Source organism: Cupriavidus sp. 09_S30 (genome assembly GCF_056930435.1).
The window spans coordinates 2,616,856-2,630,461 of the sequence record NZ_JBXOWI010000001.1 but is presented as its reverse complement, the minus strand read 5'-3'; the positions used below and the strand labels follow the sequence as shown (position 1 = coordinate 2,630,461).

General features: G+C 63.4%; 24 protein-coding genes and 1 pseudogene. All 25 read left to right on the top strand.

Going from position 1 to position 13,606, the window contains the following annotated elements:
* The first annotated feature begins 8 nt into the window (after window positions 1–8).
* The 25 genes and pseudogenes from AC1Z3O_RS12395 (at window position 9) to AC1Z3O_RS12275 (ending at window position 13,599) form a co-directional block, all read left to right on the top strand.
* Window positions 9–302 carry a helix-turn-helix domain-containing protein gene (locus tag AC1Z3O_RS12395; RefSeq protein ID WP_483516018.1) on the top strand — a complete coding sequence of 98 codons (294 nt, stop codon included), beginning with the start codon at window positions 9–11 and terminating at the stop codon, window positions 300–302.
* Window positions 302–661, top strand: coding sequence for a nuclease domain-containing protein (locus AC1Z3O_RS12390; RefSeq protein ID WP_483516017.1), 360 nt, complete (start codon window positions 302–304; stop codon window positions 659–661). The genes AC1Z3O_RS12395 and AC1Z3O_RS12390 overlap by 1 nt, the downstream gene beginning before the upstream one ends.
* Window positions 658–1,638 (top strand): helix-turn-helix domain-containing protein, encoded by a 981-nt coding sequence (locus AC1Z3O_RS12385; protein WP_483516016.1) that lies wholly within the window; start codon window positions 658–660, stop codon window positions 1,636–1,638. Before AC1Z3O_RS12390 ends, AC1Z3O_RS12385 begins: the two co-directional genes overlap by 4 nt.
* 12 nt (window positions 1,639–1,650) lie before the next feature.
* A pseudogene (locus AC1Z3O_RS12380) lies at window positions 1,651–1,746 on the top strand (hypothetical protein); the annotation flags it as partial.
* Window positions 1,713–2,141 (top strand): DUF1064 domain-containing protein, encoded by a 429-nt coding sequence (locus AC1Z3O_RS12375; RefSeq protein ID WP_483516015.1) that lies wholly within the window; start codon window positions 1,713–1,715, stop codon window positions 2,139–2,141. The pseudogene AC1Z3O_RS12380 and the gene AC1Z3O_RS12375, both read left to right, overlap by 34 nt.
* Before the next feature lie 21 nt (window positions 2,142–2,162).
* Window positions 2,163–2,414 (top strand): hypothetical protein, encoded by a 252-nt coding sequence (locus AC1Z3O_RS12370; protein WP_483516014.1) that lies wholly within the window; start codon window positions 2,163–2,165, stop codon window positions 2,412–2,414.
* A complete protein-coding gene (locus AC1Z3O_RS12365; protein WP_483516013.1) occupies window positions 2,411–2,764 on the top strand; it encodes a hypothetical protein in 354 nt (117 codons plus the stop codon). Before AC1Z3O_RS12370 ends, AC1Z3O_RS12365 begins: the two co-directional genes overlap by 4 nt.
* A 2-nt stretch (window positions 2,765–2,766) precedes the next feature.
* On the top strand, window positions 2,767–3,333 hold the full coding sequence (locus tag AC1Z3O_RS12360; protein WP_483516012.1) for a hypothetical protein: 567 nt from the start codon (window positions 2,767–2,769) through the stop codon (window positions 3,331–3,333).
* Window positions 3,334–4,251: 918 nt separating this feature from the next.
* Window positions 4,252–5,739 carry a hypothetical protein gene (locus AC1Z3O_RS12355; protein ID WP_483516011.1) on the top strand — a complete coding sequence of 496 codons (1,488 nt, stop codon included), beginning with the start codon at window positions 4,252–4,254 and terminating at the stop codon, window positions 5,737–5,739.
* Window positions 5,736–5,930, top strand: a complete 195-nt coding sequence (locus AC1Z3O_RS12350) for a hypothetical protein (RefSeq protein ID WP_483516010.1) — start codon at window positions 5,736–5,738, stop codon at window positions 5,928–5,930. Before AC1Z3O_RS12355 ends, AC1Z3O_RS12350 begins: the two co-directional genes overlap by 4 nt.
* Window positions 5,931–5,957: 27 nt before the next feature.
* The gene (locus tag AC1Z3O_RS12345) at window positions 5,958–6,128 is read left to right on the top strand and encodes a hypothetical protein (protein WP_483516009.1); all 171 of its coding nucleotides are present in this window, start codon (window positions 5,958–5,960) and stop codon (window positions 6,126–6,128) included.
* A gap of 19 nt (window positions 6,129–6,147) precedes the next feature.
* Window positions 6,148–6,393, top strand: a complete 246-nt coding sequence (locus tag AC1Z3O_RS12340) for a hypothetical protein (protein WP_483516008.1) — start codon at window positions 6,148–6,150, stop codon at window positions 6,391–6,393.
* Complete coding sequence (locus AC1Z3O_RS12335) at window positions 6,393–6,686, top strand: DUF4031 domain-containing protein (RefSeq protein WP_483516007.1); 294 nt, start codon at window positions 6,393–6,395, stop codon at window positions 6,684–6,686. The genes AC1Z3O_RS12340 and AC1Z3O_RS12335 overlap by 1 nt, the downstream gene beginning before the upstream one ends.
* Window positions 6,679–7,278: a hypothetical protein gene (locus AC1Z3O_RS12330; protein ID WP_483516006.1), complete on the top strand. Its 600-nt coding sequence runs from the start codon at window positions 6,679–6,681 to the stop codon at window positions 7,276–7,278. The genes AC1Z3O_RS12335 and AC1Z3O_RS12330 overlap by 8 nt, the downstream gene beginning before the upstream one ends.
* The gene (locus tag AC1Z3O_RS12325) at window positions 7,275–7,436 is read left to right on the top strand and encodes a hypothetical protein (RefSeq protein ID WP_483516005.1); all 162 of its coding nucleotides are present in this window, start codon (window positions 7,275–7,277) and stop codon (window positions 7,434–7,436) included. Before AC1Z3O_RS12330 ends, AC1Z3O_RS12325 begins: the two co-directional genes overlap by 4 nt.
* Complete coding sequence (locus tag AC1Z3O_RS12320; RefSeq protein WP_483516004.1) at window positions 7,436–7,798, top strand: hypothetical protein; 363 nt, start codon at window positions 7,436–7,438, stop codon at window positions 7,796–7,798. The genes AC1Z3O_RS12325 and AC1Z3O_RS12320 overlap by 1 nt, the downstream gene beginning before the upstream one ends.
* A gap of 8 nt (window positions 7,799–7,806) precedes the next feature.
* Window positions 7,807–8,355 carry a hypothetical protein gene (locus AC1Z3O_RS12315; RefSeq protein WP_483516003.1) on the top strand — a complete coding sequence of 183 codons (549 nt, stop codon included), beginning with the start codon at window positions 7,807–7,809 and terminating at the stop codon, window positions 8,353–8,355.
* Entirely contained in the window at window positions 8,355–8,747 is a 393-nt protein-coding gene (locus AC1Z3O_RS12310) for a phage protein NinX family protein (RefSeq protein ID WP_483516002.1), read from the top strand. Before AC1Z3O_RS12315 ends, AC1Z3O_RS12310 begins: the two co-directional genes overlap by 1 nt.
* Window positions 8,748–8,836: 89 nt before the next feature.
* A complete protein-coding gene (locus AC1Z3O_RS12305) occupies window positions 8,837–9,118 on the top strand; it encodes a hypothetical protein (RefSeq protein WP_483516001.1) in 282 nt (93 codons plus the stop codon).
* Between the two features lies 1 nt (window position 9,119).
* The gene (locus tag AC1Z3O_RS12300; protein WP_483516000.1) at window positions 9,120–9,392 is read left to right on the top strand and encodes a hypothetical protein; all 273 of its coding nucleotides are present in this window, start codon (window positions 9,120–9,122) and stop codon (window positions 9,390–9,392) included.
* A 182-nt stretch (window positions 9,393–9,574) separates the two neighbouring features.
* Window positions 9,575–9,883 (top strand): hypothetical protein, encoded by a 309-nt coding sequence (locus AC1Z3O_RS12295; protein WP_483515999.1) that lies wholly within the window; start codon window positions 9,575–9,577, stop codon window positions 9,881–9,883.
* Entirely contained in the window at window positions 9,880–10,554 is a 675-nt protein-coding gene (locus tag AC1Z3O_RS12290) for a hypothetical protein (protein WP_483515998.1), read from the top strand. The genes AC1Z3O_RS12295 and AC1Z3O_RS12290 overlap by 4 nt, the downstream gene beginning before the upstream one ends.
* A 25-nt stretch (window positions 10,555–10,579) precedes the next feature.
* Entirely contained in the window at window positions 10,580–10,783 is a 204-nt protein-coding gene (locus AC1Z3O_RS12285) for a hypothetical protein (RefSeq protein WP_483515997.1), read from the top strand.
* Window positions 10,784–10,898: 115 nt separating this feature from the next.
* Window positions 10,899–11,498 carry a hypothetical protein gene (locus tag AC1Z3O_RS12280; RefSeq protein WP_483515996.1) on the top strand — a complete coding sequence of 200 codons (600 nt, stop codon included), beginning with the start codon at window positions 10,899–10,901 and terminating at the stop codon, window positions 11,496–11,498.
* Window positions 11,499–11,514: 16 nt separating this feature from the next.
* Window positions 11,515–13,599: a phage terminase large subunit family protein gene (locus AC1Z3O_RS12275; protein WP_483515995.1), complete on the top strand. Its 2,085-nt coding sequence runs from the start codon at window positions 11,515–11,517 to the stop codon at window positions 13,597–13,599.
* Window positions 13,600–13,606 lie beyond the last annotated feature (7 nt).

Below are 13,606 nucleotides of genomic sequence, written 5' to 3'. Positions count from 1 at the left end.
GAGAGGGCATGCACACGCAAGTCGCTCACACCAGCATCCGCAATTACGACCGCATGCGGTCTTCTGGCCAGTTGGGCCGGATCCAGCAGGAAATCATGGCAGCTATCGGGGCATGGCCGCGCGACTACTCCCTGAAGGAAATCGCCAAGGCTACGGGTCTGGCCATCAATACGGTGAGCGGCCGCGTGAATGAGTTGCGTAAGTTGGGTGAGCTCGAGCAGGCGCCGCAGCGCGCGTGCAAGGTCACCGGCAGCACGATCCGCCCGGTGCGTCGCCCCCATCCGCAGGGGGCGTTGTTCTGATGCTGGTGGTCGTCATTGCGAATGGCAAAGCCATCCGCGTCAATCCGCTGCTGCACCCGGACATGCTCTGTCACGGGCAGCAGTGCTATCTCCGATTCCCGGGAATCTGCCGGAACAACCCGGACACGGTCGTTCCGGCGCACAGCAATCAGCTCAAGCACGGCAAGGGGAAGGGCATCAAGGCCGACGACCGCATGACGGTGCCGGGTTGCTTCTGGTGCCACGCCGAACTCGACCAGGGCAAACGCTTCACGAAGGAACAGAAGCGTCTGTGCTGGGATGAGGCATACGACCGGTGGGCGGCATATCGCCTGCATCAGTACGGCGTGCCGGCGGCGCGCATCGAGGAGGCCGCTTGAGCACCATCATCATGTCCCAGTGCTGGGATCTCGAAATGCCGCCGACCCAGAAGTCGGTGCTGATCTCGCTGGCGGATAACGCCAATGACCAGGGGGTTTGCTGGCCATCGATCCCGACGATCTGCCGCCGTACCTGCTTCTCGGAGCGGGCAGTCCAGAACGCCATCAAATGGCTGGAGCGCTACAAGCTGCTCAAGGCCGACCGATCGAACGGGCGGCACACCAGCTATACGCTCACGCCCGGGGCCTACCTCATGGCACCCCCCGCAGAAGATGCGCCCCCGCAGCAGATGCGCGGGCGCAGGAAATGCACCGGCGCACCAGATGCACCAACCCCCGCAGCAGGTGCTGTGGTACCCCCGCAGCAGGTGCGCCAACCCCCGCAGCAGGTGCCGTCTAACCGTAAAGAACCATCAGAGGAACCGTCAGGGAACCGTCAAGGCGCACCCGCGAAAGGCGGTAAGGCCGCAAAGCCGTTGGCGCTGTTCGCCCGGTTCTGGCAGGAATACCCCAGAAAGGTCGCCAAGGCTGATGCCGAGAAGGCCTTCGCCAAGCTCGGCGCCGACGAAAGCCTGGTGGACGTGCTGCTGGCCGCTATCGCCAAGCAGGCGGCATGGCCGGAGTGGCGCGAGGAGGGCGGGAAGTTCGTCCCTCACCCCGCAACCTGGCTGAACGGCAAACGCTGGCTTGACGAGCCGGCGCCGCAACAGCCGGCCACGACGGGCAGCGCGTCGGCCGGCAGCGACGCGACCTGGTGGGAAACCGCCCCGGGCATCGAGGCCAAGGGCGCCGAGGTGTGGCGGGCCCGGAAGCAGGGCGAGGAATTCCAGCGCTACAAGGTCGGCGTGTTCAAGCATGCGGGGGATGGCCCGTGGCGGCAGGCGCTGCTGGCCGACCTGCTGCGTACGAAGTCGTCCGCCTATGCCAGCGTCCACGAGTACTTCTACGGCCATCCGCCGCTGGATGCACCCGCATGACGGCGCGGCGTAATGCGATCGGACGAGGCATGGCGGCACGAGTGCGAGGTCAGGTGGCTGTGCCGGCTGCCCGGGTGGCGGATCGGGGAATACCTCAAGACGGTGGAGAGCAAGCGCGGCCGGCCGGCGGCGGAAAAACTGGTCTCCGACGTCCGCGCGGCCCGCAAGGAAGCCCGGGGAAGTACGGAAACCAGGCAGTCGTCTACGAGGGGATGACCTTCGACAGCAAGCGGGAATGGCAGCGGTACCTGGAGCTGCGACTGCTCGAGCGGGCCGGCCAGATTGAGGCGCTCCGGCGGCAAGTCGTGTTCGAGCTGGCGCCTGGCGTGGTGATTCATGGCCGGAAGCGGCCACCACTTCGCTACGTGGCCGACTTCGTCTACCGGGAGGTCGGCGCCGATACGGACACGATTGAGGACAGCAAGGGCGCGGTCACGGAGGCCTACCGGATCAAGCGGCACCTGATGGCTGTGCTCGGGTTTGCGATCAAAGAGACGAAGTGATGGGCGGATATAGGGGGCAGTATGAGCAAGGAAGCTGAAGTCGAGACGGCAAAGCGAAAGTTGGAGCAGGCGACGCAGGCGCTCAATGCGTATCACGAGACGGCTGCCAAGGCGAGGCAGTCCATGAATGTGTTCGCCGCATACGAGCAGTTTCTGGCGGAGGCAGGCCAACGCGCGAAATTGCGCCAAGCCGTGGCGAGTGCGCGTGCAAGGCTGGCGGCGCTGACCAAGCGCGGCGGGAAGAGGGCGAGAACGGCGCTCCGGGCGGCATGAGCGGCCCGCGGATCCTGTCCGACGAGGACATTGAGCTGACCGAGCGTGCCGCGGTGGCGGCCGGCTACGAGGCGCGCCGTTTCCGCGCACGTGACCTAGTGGCGATCCACGTGCGGGAGGCGGGCGGCCAGTGGCGGTATTTCGCGCCGCTTGACAGCAATGCCGAGGCCTTCGCGCTGCAGGTACGGATGTGTATGTCGGTGGATGTGGGAACGGACCGGCACGCCACGGCGAAGACGCCGATTGCTCCCCAGATACGCGAGCCGTTGCCGGCAGGGCACTGGAGCGAAGGGGCGGCGGCAGCGCGGCGAGCGATCGTTAAGGCAGTGGCACTGGTAAAGGGGGAGTGAGGATGGCAAAGCGTTGGACCGAAGAAGAGATGGCCCGCCTCCGAGCGCTGTGGCGGGACGATCTGTCATTGCGGGTGATCGGCGCACATCTCGGCCGCTCAGCGGAGGCTATTCAGGACAAGGCTCAGAACATGGGACTGGGCCCGAAGGCGTTCACAGGGAATAAGTCGGCCGTCTGGTCGTATGTCGTGACGCTCTGCGCCGACCGCCGGCCGCGTTCCGTGCATGAGCTGGCGGAATTGACCGGGGCGTCGCGCACGCGCCTTGACCGGATCATGCTCGATCGGCGTGCGGCGGGCCAGGCTCACCACGCCGGTTGGAAGCGCCATTCGCACGGGTGGGCGACGCCACTATGGCTGCCATTCCCTGGCGCGGATGTGCCGCGCCCGGCTGCCATCTCGAATGCGGAGCGTCAGCGCGACCGCATGCGGCGGATGAAAGAAGAGGACCCGCTGCGCTACAAGGCAATCCTGGAACGGACCGTGATTCGCCGGCGCATGCGCAAGGGGACTGTGACCCCGCAGCATGAGGTGGTGCGCGCGATGTTCGGGATGGGTGGCGCGGCATGACGGCACCAGGGAAGGGCGGTGCGCTGGCTAAGCTGGCGGGAATGTGGTGCGCTCAGCCGGAGTTCTGGCGCTTCATCGCGGTGCGCAGCGGAAGGCCATGCCCCGACAAGGATGCCGCAGCCGGGTTTGTCCGGACTGTCTGCGGAGTGGCATCCCGCGCCGAGTTGGACCATGTGCCTGCTGCCGAGGCCAAGTTTCATGTGAGCGTTCGCCTGCCGTACATGCGGTGGTTGAAGGGAGTGCAGCCTTGATCCACCCCAGCTACATGTACCGGTTGACTCCAGAGGAGGTCGCCATTCGGCGCCAGGAAGAACGGATGCGGGCAGATAAGGCCTGCGGTGATTGCAAGAACCGGTCTCCCTTCGTCGACGCCAGCGGCGAGCAGGCAAGGGAGTGCAAGTTCAAGCGTCGCGAGTACGGGCGTAGATGTGAATTGTTTGACCGGGGAAACGGATGACGATTGAGGCGAGACTGGAGAACTGGGGGAGGGTAGTCCGGGATCCGCGCTGGCAGCCGCAGCACTGTGCATCGTGGGCAAAGTTGGCGACCGCGCTGCAGCGGCAAGACGATACAGAGGCGCCGCAGCCGGTAGTTCCGCGGGACGTGGCGGACGGATGGTTGCTCGAGCGAGCCTGGCAGGAGATCCACGACCCATTGGCGAAGCGGCTGCTCCAGCATTACTACGTCCACGGGTTCTCAGCGGCGTTGGTATGCCGGATCTTGGTGCGGAAGTACGGGGCGTCTCCGACCACGCTAAAGCACTGGAAGGTCCGGCATGCCAAGGCGATTTCAGTGATGTCTCGCGTACTTGAGGGTGTGGCAGCGCAGGAGCGAGTCAGGGAGCACGCTGACCGGGTGATTGCGGAAGCGGCGACTGACGTAGAGCTGGCTTAAAGGGGCCCGGGAGGGGCTGAGGATATGAGCGACAGATTGAACCTTGATGCATTGGAGCGTAATGCTGTGGCGGGAACGCTAAGCTGGCGTGATGCCCAATCGCTGGTGTCGTACGCGCGCCGTTTGGAGCGTGAAACCGCCGGCATCCGCGTCCACACAGCGCTGAATGAGACATCACTGCGGGCAGAATTCGAGCAGCAGCATAAGGGAAGGAACCTGAAGAAGCATAGCCTGCGAGGAACGTACATTGCGGCAAATATCGCGGCATTGTGGAATCAGCACAAGCGCACCACCGCCTGGATTACTTCTCGCCTCGCCCGCAACGTCGCCCCCGCGCCGGGGCAGGTGCTGACGGATGAGCAGATCACCGCGCTTGCTGATCGCGGCGAGCACCTTACTCCATCCCCGACCAAATACCCGGAACTGGGCCATGGCACGCAATATAGCTGTGGCGCGCCGGGCTTACTGGGATTCTCCCGCGCACTGTTGGCTCTCGCCGCGCCCGACGAAGTGCGACTGCTCTACGCTGCCGCCCCGGCACCCGCCGCGCAGGCGGGGGGGGAGTTGCCGACTGGCGCGCACGACGACCGCGCCATGTTTACAGCACGCACCGTGCGCCTCCTTTGGGAACTGAAAGAGCACTATCGCGCCATCGCCGCCCGCCAACACCAGAGCGGAGAGGCACCCGCTGCGCAGGACGCCGCATCGCCTTTGCCGCTTGTCTCGCGTAAGTGGTTGGCTCAGAAGCTGGCACAAGGCGATGACAGCGCATGTCAAGCAGGCGACCCAGCGCTGAAGGACGGCGCGCCAAGTTGCCTGTGCTGCGGCAAAGCCGGCGAGCGCAAGACATGGAAGATTGGCGATCCGAGCGCATATGTTTGCGTGACTTGCCATGCCGCCGCATCGACGCAGCAGAGCGAGCTGAGCGCGCTGCAACAGATTGGCGCCATCCTCGGCCCCGGCGACTGCTCGCTGCCAACACTTCTGGCCTGCATTCGAAACATCAAGCACTTTGCGGACTGCCTTGGTGCGGTCGAGCGTGAATTCTTCATGGTGCCCGGTGAACCGGATGAGGATTTCCCGGATGCCAAGCCCGACGACGAATGCCTGCTGAACCGCTGGGGCTCGACGGTGCCGCAGTACGTGGAGCAGTTCCGTGCGGCGATCCCACGCCTGCTCTCCACCCCCTCCACCGACAGCGCAGCGACGCGCGATGCGGAGCAAGAGCAATCCCCGGAGGATCGAATCGAGGCGCTGTTCAAGAATCGACTGACGCCATACGGCCAACTATCCCGCGCTCTACGCATTGTGGCGGACACATCCCTCCTCGACATGGCTGTTTCGATGGGCCTCAAGCCTTCCGACCTGTCCTCAATGGAGTTCGGTCGCAAGCCCGTCACGCAAGAGCATGCGGAGGCCGCTGCGAAGTTCTTCGCGGCACGCGGCATCACTGGCGTCTTGACGGCACTCCTCGCCGCCCTGGCCGAAAATCACGGGGGAGAAAAGCCATGATCGTATTCGGATGGCTCTGCCTGCTCGCAATCACGCTGTACTACAGCGCGGGCATGATCGCCGCGCTGCTGTGGGAGAACGCCTGCCCCGGCTCAGTGGGTCGCGGCATCCTGATTCCTCTCCTGATCGATGTCGGCCTGATCTATGCAACTTGGGCGTATTGCCCTTTCACTGTCTTGCTGAATCCATGACTGCAGACAAGACCAAGAAGGCGCGCAATGGCTAACGAGATCACGATGGAAACCCTGGAGAAGATGGCCAATGCGGCGCGCGATAGCAGGAGGAGCGGCAACAATTGGATGATGCTCCGCGTGGGCGCTGTGATGGCCGAGAACCTCGCGCAGCTTGCCATGGCAGGGCTCCGTGCAAATGCAGGCGCCCCCCACTGACACAGGAAAGGCTGAGAACGTGACGTGGTGGCTCGCCGAACTCGATCAGTACGGCAACCCGCGCTTAGTTGACGGAAGCCACTCGGAACGGGCCGGAGCGGACAAGGCCATGTACCTGTTAAACGCCCTCGGCCTGGCCGGCGGCAAGCGCTATGCGGTGGCCCGGGTCGAACTATCCGAGCCGAAGCCTTCGGCGAAAGGCGTGAACCATAGCGCAGTCCGCGAAATCCAGAAGGCCCGCGCTTCACTAGACGGAGGGGCGTGATGGCTGTCTACGTAGACGACATGGAAGCCAGCTATGGGCGCATGGTCATGTGCCACATGGTGGCCGATACCACGGTAGAACTCGTTGCCATGGCCGTGAGCATTGGTGTCAACGTCAAATGGATACAGAAGGCTGGCACCTACCAAGAGCACTTCGATATTGCCAAGAGCAAGCGTGCGCTGGCGATCAAGCATGGAGCGGTTCCCATCGATCGGACCGGCCTCGGCGAGATTCTGCGTAAGCGCCGCGCCGAACAGCGTTCCCTCGACAACGGAGGGAACGGCAATGGTTGACCGGCTGGATTTGGATGCACTGGACCACGCACTGTCAGCTCTGGGGATGCACTCCGTTGATCGGAAGACCGCCTTCGCCCTAATCGCCAGTGTCCGCGCATGGCAGGAAGCCCATGACAAGCTCCTCGCCACGGTCAAGCGGCAAGAGGCTGAGCTGAACGACTATCACGCCAAGCTGACTGTCCTCGAAAGCCGCGCCAGCCAGCCCGCGCAATACGCATGGGAATCCACAACGCCGGTCTACATCAAGTACGTGACGGACGAGCGCTATCAATCGTTCTCGCCTGCCATACAGAAATGGTATCGGCCTCCCCGCTGGCGCACTTCTGGCAGACCGGCCGATACCGCGCGACTCGATTTCCTCGATCGCATGAATCGCCGCCTCAATGAGCATTACGGCACGTCATACGGATGGGAGCTAATCCTTAACCGCAATATCACGCGTCTCATGTGCGGCCCCGGTAGCGCAGGACATATCGCCACGATCGATCTGAACGATACCAAGGCCCGAGGCCCCGCATCCTGCCGAGACGCCATCGATGCAGCCCGCGCCGCACTCGCCAGCGCAGAAACAGGTACGGAGAGAAGATGACGGATCGGGAGCTGTTGAAACTGGCGGCTAAGGTCGCTGGCATCGGACTGGATTGGGGCGCGCCACCCAATGCGTCGCCATGGCGCATGTCCGGCGAAGGTGATGATCGAGGCTCGGCCATCGTCCGCGCCGCGGCAGAGATTGGAAAGGGGATGTGATGAACCTCGACCTAGAACAGATCAAGGCGGCTGCCAAAGGCGCGATGCGCTGCGTATGGGGAGACTCGAAGGACTGGACCGACCTGACTGGTGATCGCGGCGAAGGCGAGTTCATCGCAACCGCCAGCCCTGACATGGTGCTGGCGCTGACCGAGCGGCTGGAGCGGGTCGAGGCGGCGGTCGGTAGAGTGGAACGGGAGCGGGATGCGTACAAGCGTGCGTTGCTCGATGCGCCGCCGATGTCGGCCGGCGTCCAGTGCAAGGGCGCTATGATGCTGGGAAGCGGCTGCGGCCGGTGCGAGAAGTGCCGTACAGAGATGAGGGCTAACGGGAAATGCGCGCAGCCGGGATCGGCTGGGTAGGAGGGAAGATGAGTGAGAAACGCTACATCATCATGGAGTTGGGCGATGCGAAGCAGCTTGCGTTAAATGCGTCAGCGGGTTTCGATGAGCGCGTTGCCCAAGTCATTGAGCGCATCAACGCCGAGACCGGCGCCGACATCGAAGATATTGTTGCGCAGTTGAAAGGCATCGAGCCGTGTCACGCATGCATTGTCGAGAGCCAACAAGAGTACTGCTGCTGTTGGCGCGCAAACAAGTTGGGACGGAGATTGCGCAGGTTGATCGCAAGGGCAAACGGGGATGACACGCCGCCGGTACCGGGCCAGGGGGGGGTGATGGAAGCGAAACCGCACAACACAGCTTGCATCGCGCCGGGGCTTTTTTGCAAGGCCTGTGGCTGGCCCGTCATCCACGCCTGCTGCAACGATGAGATGGGCGTAGACCCTTGGGGTACCGACTGGTGGGGCTACTGTTCAAACAAGGGATGTAAGAACCATGAAGGCGAAGACTGGGGCCAAAGCGCCCCTGATTTCGTATTCAGGGCTGACGCGCCGCAGGATGCGGGCCAGGAGGAGTGATGAGGGTATCTGAACTGGAAGGGGCGCTGCTTGACTACTGGGTGGCGAAGGCTGAAGGGCTGCCGCTGTCGTGCGATTGGGATCAGGGCGACTACATTCTGGTCGGGACTGGCGCGGGCGATCTTGAGCAGTTCTCGCCTTCAACCGACTGGGATCACGGCGGCACGATCATCGAGCGCGAACGCATCAGCGCATGGCGATACGACGATGTCTATGGCGGCGCTTTGCCGCAAAATACCTGGTGCGCGGCGATGGGCGGCGTTCACGGATGGGACGACGGCAGCATTGTTTCTGGCGTCGAGATGACAGGCGAAACAGCGCTCATCGCCGCAATGCGCGCCTACGTCGCTAGCAAGTTTGGAGAAAGTGTTCAGGACTTGAAAGTCGGCTGAAGGTGTTCTATGCTTCGCACCAGATTACTGATTGCCCATCGCGGCGTTACCGGTTCAGACCGAGACATAGCATCCCTTAGGAGGGATGCGTGTCCCTGAAAGGAACGCGATGGAACAAAGCCCGCCAGGTGAAAGCCTCGCGGGCTTTTTGCATTTCAGCCGGCTTTGGCGTGCCGCCCAGCGGACTGCCTCCCCAAGCGCGCCCTTCCTCCCTGCCGTTGCGGCGGCACACCAAAGCCGAGTTGACCATGTACGCCTGGATGCTAGTCATGACGGTGACCGAGATCATGATCCGGGAATGGATGGGTTTGGGCTATTCCCCGTTATGGCAAGGGCTCAAGCCGGTAGCCGCGGCAACAACGGAAGGGTGACATGAAAAAACATCGTTCGTTCATCGCTGTATGGGCGCTCTCGGTAGCGCTCAGCTTCTCCGGCTGGTTGCGTTCGCTGGCCGACATCGGCATTCGAGCCTATCGCCGTGCCAGAGACTGGGCAGCTGACGTGGTTCGCCGCGTCGCATCGCCTCCGGTGGCTGAGCGCTTGCCGATGGCCCGCCTGAGCGCCGTCGCCGCCTTCGTGCTTCGCATGGCCAAGCGTGAACGCCCCGTGATTCAAGCGCGATGGCGCATGTGTCCGTCGGCTTGACTTCCTTGCAGACCGGCCCCGTCCCTGAGTCCGCCCCAGTTGTCTCCTCTCAGATTTCGGTCTGAGTTCGCCCGCCCGATCTCCCGTCGAGCGGGCTTTTTCTTTTCCGTAATCTCCCTGGCTGGCGGGTTTGTGGCGCTTCGCAGATGCCTGGCGGCGATTCCAATAGAGGTTACCCGCACATGGCTAAACCCGCGAAAACGGCAAGGCGAGAGCCGGCAGAAGCCTCAAAGGCGCAAGACAGCGTCATCTCGCACGTCGGCGCCACTGCCCTGATGCGCTCGTCGCTCTGGATGAACGGCAAGCGCACCGTGGCTGCGGTGGTGACTGGTGTGGAAGAGGCAAGTTTCGGTTTGGGCGATGCTCTGGCCATCGTTTCCGTTACTGCTTTCCCACCCGGATCGCCGTCGCGCACGATGGGCGATGTCCCCCTATACGCTGAAGACCCGGGCGAGGGCGTGATTCCCGCCGCCTGGCTCAGGCCACAATGATCGACATCTCGGTACGGTTCGACGTCAAGGCGCTGAACAAGAAGCTGGATGCGCTGACGACGAAGCAATTGCCGTTTGCCACGGCGCAGGCGATCAATGCCACGCTGAAGCTCGCACAGGAAGCTGAGCGCGAGAACATGCGCAAGATACTGGACCGGCCGACGCCATTTACAGTGAACTCGGTAGCGGTCAAGCGCGCCGACAAGCGCAGCCTGACGGGCCGGGTCTACGTGAAGGACATTGCCGCGGCTTACCTCGAGCCATTTGAGGAAGGCGGCACGCACAAGCTGCCGGGTAACGGCAGGACGTGGCTGAACCCCAAGGACAAGTCGCTCCTGAACCAGTATGGGAACTTCGCGCGCAACAAGCTCGCGTCCCTGCGCGGTCGAAGCGACACGTTCATCGGTGCTGTGAAGACCAAAAGCGGGGAGGAGGTCAGCGGCCTGTGGCAGCGCCCGGTCATCCGCAAGAACCAGAAGGTGCGCGGCAAATCGGTTGTTCGCAAGGGTTCAAACACCACCGGGAAATTGAAGTTGCTGATGCGCTTCGGTGACCCGATTGCGGTCAAGCAGAAGCTAGGCTACAGGGAGACGGCGCGGCGGGTCGTCGCGAAGCACTTCCAGGCAGAGCTGAAGAAGGCGATGGACGCAGCGCTGGCTACGGCGAAGTAGAGCGCCGCACAACGAGGAGCAAGAAGTGGAATCGATCACCCGCACGCAAGACCAGCTCGCTGCTGCATTGACTGAGTGGGAGCGGCGCTTCCGAGAGAGCCCGGATGAGTTCAAGGCAGAAGCGGAGGTGCGGGCCGATACGCCTGAGAGCTACGGTGAGGCGGCTGCTCCGTTCCTGATGTCGATCCTGCGAGAGCGGGGCGGCGCGGGCCACGAGAGCGCGGCGTGACGGCGGACCGATGCACACCTTTGGTGCAACGGGTCCTTCCCCGGGGGAAGTGATTCCACGGGCACTGCGCACCCCGATTTTCCACCAGCTATGAATTTCAAAAGGTGTTCGCACCGTGCCTATCGGGATTTCGATTCGCGAGTTCGCGCGGCGCGAAGGCGTGTCCGACACGCTAGTTCGCAAAGCCCTGAAACTCAATAGGCTCAAGGCTTTCGAGGACAAATCGATTGATCCGGCGCTAGTCGGATCTGCCTGGCGCGAAGGCAATGCGACGGGTGCGAACCCTGGTGCGAACAGTTCGCAGTCGGTTCGCAGTTCGCGGCCGGGGCGAACCGAGGTGCCGCTGAAGGTTGGCGACGACGAAGATCTGGCCGGCGCGGCCGATCGCCTGATCAAGTCGGGCGAGGTCGAGATGGTCGATTACGCGACCGCCCTCCAGAGGAAGGAGAACTACCTAGCGCTGCTTCGGCAGCTCGAGTACGAACAGAAGTCCGGTTCGCTTGTCGATCTTGAAACCGCAACTGCAATCCTCTTCGAGGAATTCCGGGCACAGCGTGACGCATGGCTGAACTGGCCGACGCGGGTCGGGCCGATCCTGGCTGCCGACCTGGGCGTTGAGGCCGATCGGGTAACTGAGGCCCTTACAGCGCATGTCCATAAGCAAATCGCCCAACTCGGCGAGCCGGAGGCCAATTTCTCGGAGCGAGAAGGCTGATTGGCTGCGCGCGTCTGTGCGCAAGGCATGGACGCCGCCGCCCCGCATCAGCGTGCCTGAATGGGCGGACCGGTTCCGCAAACTGGCCAAGGAGGCCGGCAGCACTTCGGGTAACTGGTCCACGTCCACGGTCGAGATCGCGCGCGGGCCGATGCTGGCGGTTACGGAGCCTGGGGTGCATGTGATCACCACGATGGTGAGCACCCAGTTGCTGAAGACAGCCCTGCTGGAAAACGTATTCGGGTACTTTGCGCACCTGGATCCGTGCCCGATCCTGCTGCTGCAGCCGAAGGAGGATGCAGCCGAGCAGTTCAGCAAGGAGCGGATCAGCCCGCTCATCCGGGTCACGCCCGCGCTGCGCGAGCTGGTCGGGACCAGCAAGACGCGGAACGCGGACGAGACCCTGCTGTTCAAGGCGTTCCCGGGTGGCTTTCTGGCGCTCGCTGGCGCCGGCAGCCCGGATAACCTGGCGCGGCGCCCTGTGCGGGTCATCCTTGCAGACGAGGTCGACAAGTACCCCGTGACGCGCGAAGGCGAGCCGATCGCGCTGGCCGAAGAGCGGACCGCGACGTTTGGCGTCAACTGGTTGTCGATCCGAGCATGCTCGCCCACGGTCGAGGACGAAAGCCGTATCGAGGGCAGCTATAAGGAGTCGGACCAGCGGCGAGCGTCCATTGCATGCCCGCATTGCGGTCATCGGATGTTCCCGGACTTCTTCAAGCATGTGGATTGGGAGAAGCGCAGGGACGAAAGCGGCAATGTCCTCGAGCACTTCCCGAAGACGGCCCGCATCTCCTGCGAGTCGTGCGGCCAACTCTGGTCGGAAGGCGACCGGCTTCGGGCGCTGCAGACGGCGCGCTGGCACCAGACGCGGCCATTCGAGTGCTGCGGCAGTCGGCACGTCCCGCTGGACGCCTACGAGCGCGCCTGGCGCGGCCCGGAAGACGATCGATCCGCCATCAGCGACGCCGCTGTGGCTGTGGTGTGGGACTGGTGGGAGAGCGACCGCCATGCGGTCTATCGTGCCAAGTGCCCTGACTGCGGCGAGTGGAAGGTCGACAACGAGCACGCTGGGTTCCAGGCCAGCAAGCTGTTCAGCCCCTGGCAGAAGGACAAGCCTGCTGACATCGCCAAGAAGTGGTTGGACGCAGGAAACGACGAAGAGAAAAAGCAGACCTGGTGGAATACGCAGGCCGGTCTTCCCTATCGACCGAATTCGGGCAAGTCGCTTAGGCTGGATGCGCTGCTGTCGCGCGGCGAGCGGTGGGCTGCCGAAGTGCCGGATGGCGTCGCGGTCATCACCGTCGGCGTGGACACGCAGGATTATCGCTTCGAAATCGAGGTGGTTGGCTGGGGCCGGAACGAGGAAAGCTGGTCGATCGCTTACGAGGTGATCGAAGGCGACATGGAAACGCCGGAACCGTGGGAGCAACTCGACGAGCTGCTGAATCGGATCTGGCGACGCGCGGACGGGCGACCGTTCGAAGCCATGGCGGTTTGTATCGACTCTGGCGGTCACCACACGCAGAAGGTCTACGACTTCTCGAAGGCGCGCCTAGGCCGCAAGGTTTGGGCGACTAAGGGTGAGTCCGCGGTGAGCGGCAAGCGCAATCCGGTATGGCCGGTAAAGCGGCCGACGCGAAAGACGAAAGCGTCGTTCCGGCCGGTGATCCTCGGCGTCAACGCGGCGAAGGACACCATCCGCAACCGGCTGCACCTCGAGGAAGAAGGCCCCGGCTTCATGCACTTCCCGATCGACCGGGACATTGGCTATTTCGAGCAACTGACGTCCGAACGGTCGGTCGTGAAGGTGGCGAATGGCCAGAAATTTCGGGTCTGGGAGTTGCCGTCTGGCCGCGCAAACGAGGCGCTCGACTGCCGGGTGTACGCCTATGCGGCGCTGTGCGGCCTCACCCATCTTGGGCTGAAGCTGAACCGGCGTGCTGACCTGGTGGCCGTTCCGCTTCAGTTTGATGCTGACCAGAAGGTCTGGACGCCCGCGCCGGGGTCCGAGGCTGTCGCTACCCCGGGGGCGGCTGCCACGCCGCCGCTGTCTGACGGCAAGAAGATAAAGAAGAAACTGACTAGTCGCCTCGCATAGGAACGTC

What these genes read in the sequence shown, in the direction of transcription:
- AC1Z3O_RS12335 (WP_483516007.1), top strand. Translation starts at nt 6,393, where the DNA reads ATGGCTGTCTACGTAGACGACATGGAAGCCAGCTATGGGCGCATGGTC.
- AC1Z3O_RS12345 (WP_483516009.1), top strand. Translation starts at nt 5,958, where the DNA reads ATGGCTAACGAGATCACGATGGAAACCCTGGAGAAGATGGCCAATGCG.
- AC1Z3O_RS12315 (WP_483516003.1), top strand. Translation starts at nt 7,807, where the DNA reads ATGAGTGAGAAACGCTACATCATCATGGAGTTGGGCGATGCGAAGCAG.
- AC1Z3O_RS12365 (WP_483516013.1), top strand. Translation starts at nt 2,411, where the DNA reads ATGAGCGGCCCGCGGATCCTGTCCGACGAGGACATTGAGCTGACCGAG.
- AC1Z3O_RS12330 (WP_483516006.1), top strand. Translation starts at nt 6,679, where the DNA reads ATGGTTGACCGGCTGGATTTGGATGCACTGGACCACGCACTGTCAGCT.
- AC1Z3O_RS12320 (WP_483516004.1), top strand. Translation starts at nt 7,436, where the DNA reads ATGAACCTCGACCTAGAACAGATCAAGGCGGCTGCCAAAGGCGCGATG.
- AC1Z3O_RS12295 (WP_483515999.1), top strand. Translation starts at nt 9,575, where the DNA reads ATGGCTAAACCCGCGAAAACGGCAAGGCGAGAGCCGGCAGAAGCCTCA.
- AC1Z3O_RS12300 (WP_483516000.1), top strand. Translation starts at nt 9,120, where the DNA reads ATGAAAAAACATCGTTCGTTCATCGCTGTATGGGCGCTCTCGGTAGCG.
- AC1Z3O_RS12355 (WP_483516011.1), top strand. Translation starts at nt 4,252, where the DNA reads ATGAGCGACAGATTGAACCTTGATGCATTGGAGCGTAATGCTGTGGCG.
- AC1Z3O_RS12290 (WP_483515998.1), top strand. Translation starts at nt 9,880, where the DNA reads ATGATCGACATCTCGGTACGGTTCGACGTCAAGGCGCTGAACAAGAAG.
- AC1Z3O_RS12325 (WP_483516005.1), top strand. Translation starts at nt 7,275, where the DNA reads ATGACGGATCGGGAGCTGTTGAAACTGGCGGCTAAGGTCGCTGGCATC.
- AC1Z3O_RS12370 (WP_483516014.1), top strand. Translation starts at nt 2,163, where the DNA reads ATGAGCAAGGAAGCTGAAGTCGAGACGGCAAAGCGAAAGTTGGAGCAG.
- AC1Z3O_RS12350 (WP_483516010.1), top strand. Translation starts at nt 5,736, where the DNA reads ATGATCGTATTCGGATGGCTCTGCCTGCTCGCAATCACGCTGTACTAC.
- AC1Z3O_RS12395 (WP_483516018.1), top strand. Translation starts at nt 9, where the DNA reads ATGCACACGCAAGTCGCTCACACCAGCATCCGCAATTACGACCGCATG.
- AC1Z3O_RS12360 (WP_483516012.1), top strand. Translation starts at nt 2,767, where the DNA reads ATGGCAAAGCGTTGGACCGAAGAAGAGATGGCCCGCCTCCGAGCGCTG.
- AC1Z3O_RS12310 (WP_483516002.1), top strand. Translation starts at nt 8,355, where the DNA reads ATGAGGGTATCTGAACTGGAAGGGGCGCTGCTTGACTACTGGGTGGCG.
- AC1Z3O_RS12390 (WP_483516017.1), top strand. Translation starts at nt 302, where the DNA reads ATGCTGGTGGTCGTCATTGCGAATGGCAAAGCCATCCGCGTCAATCCG.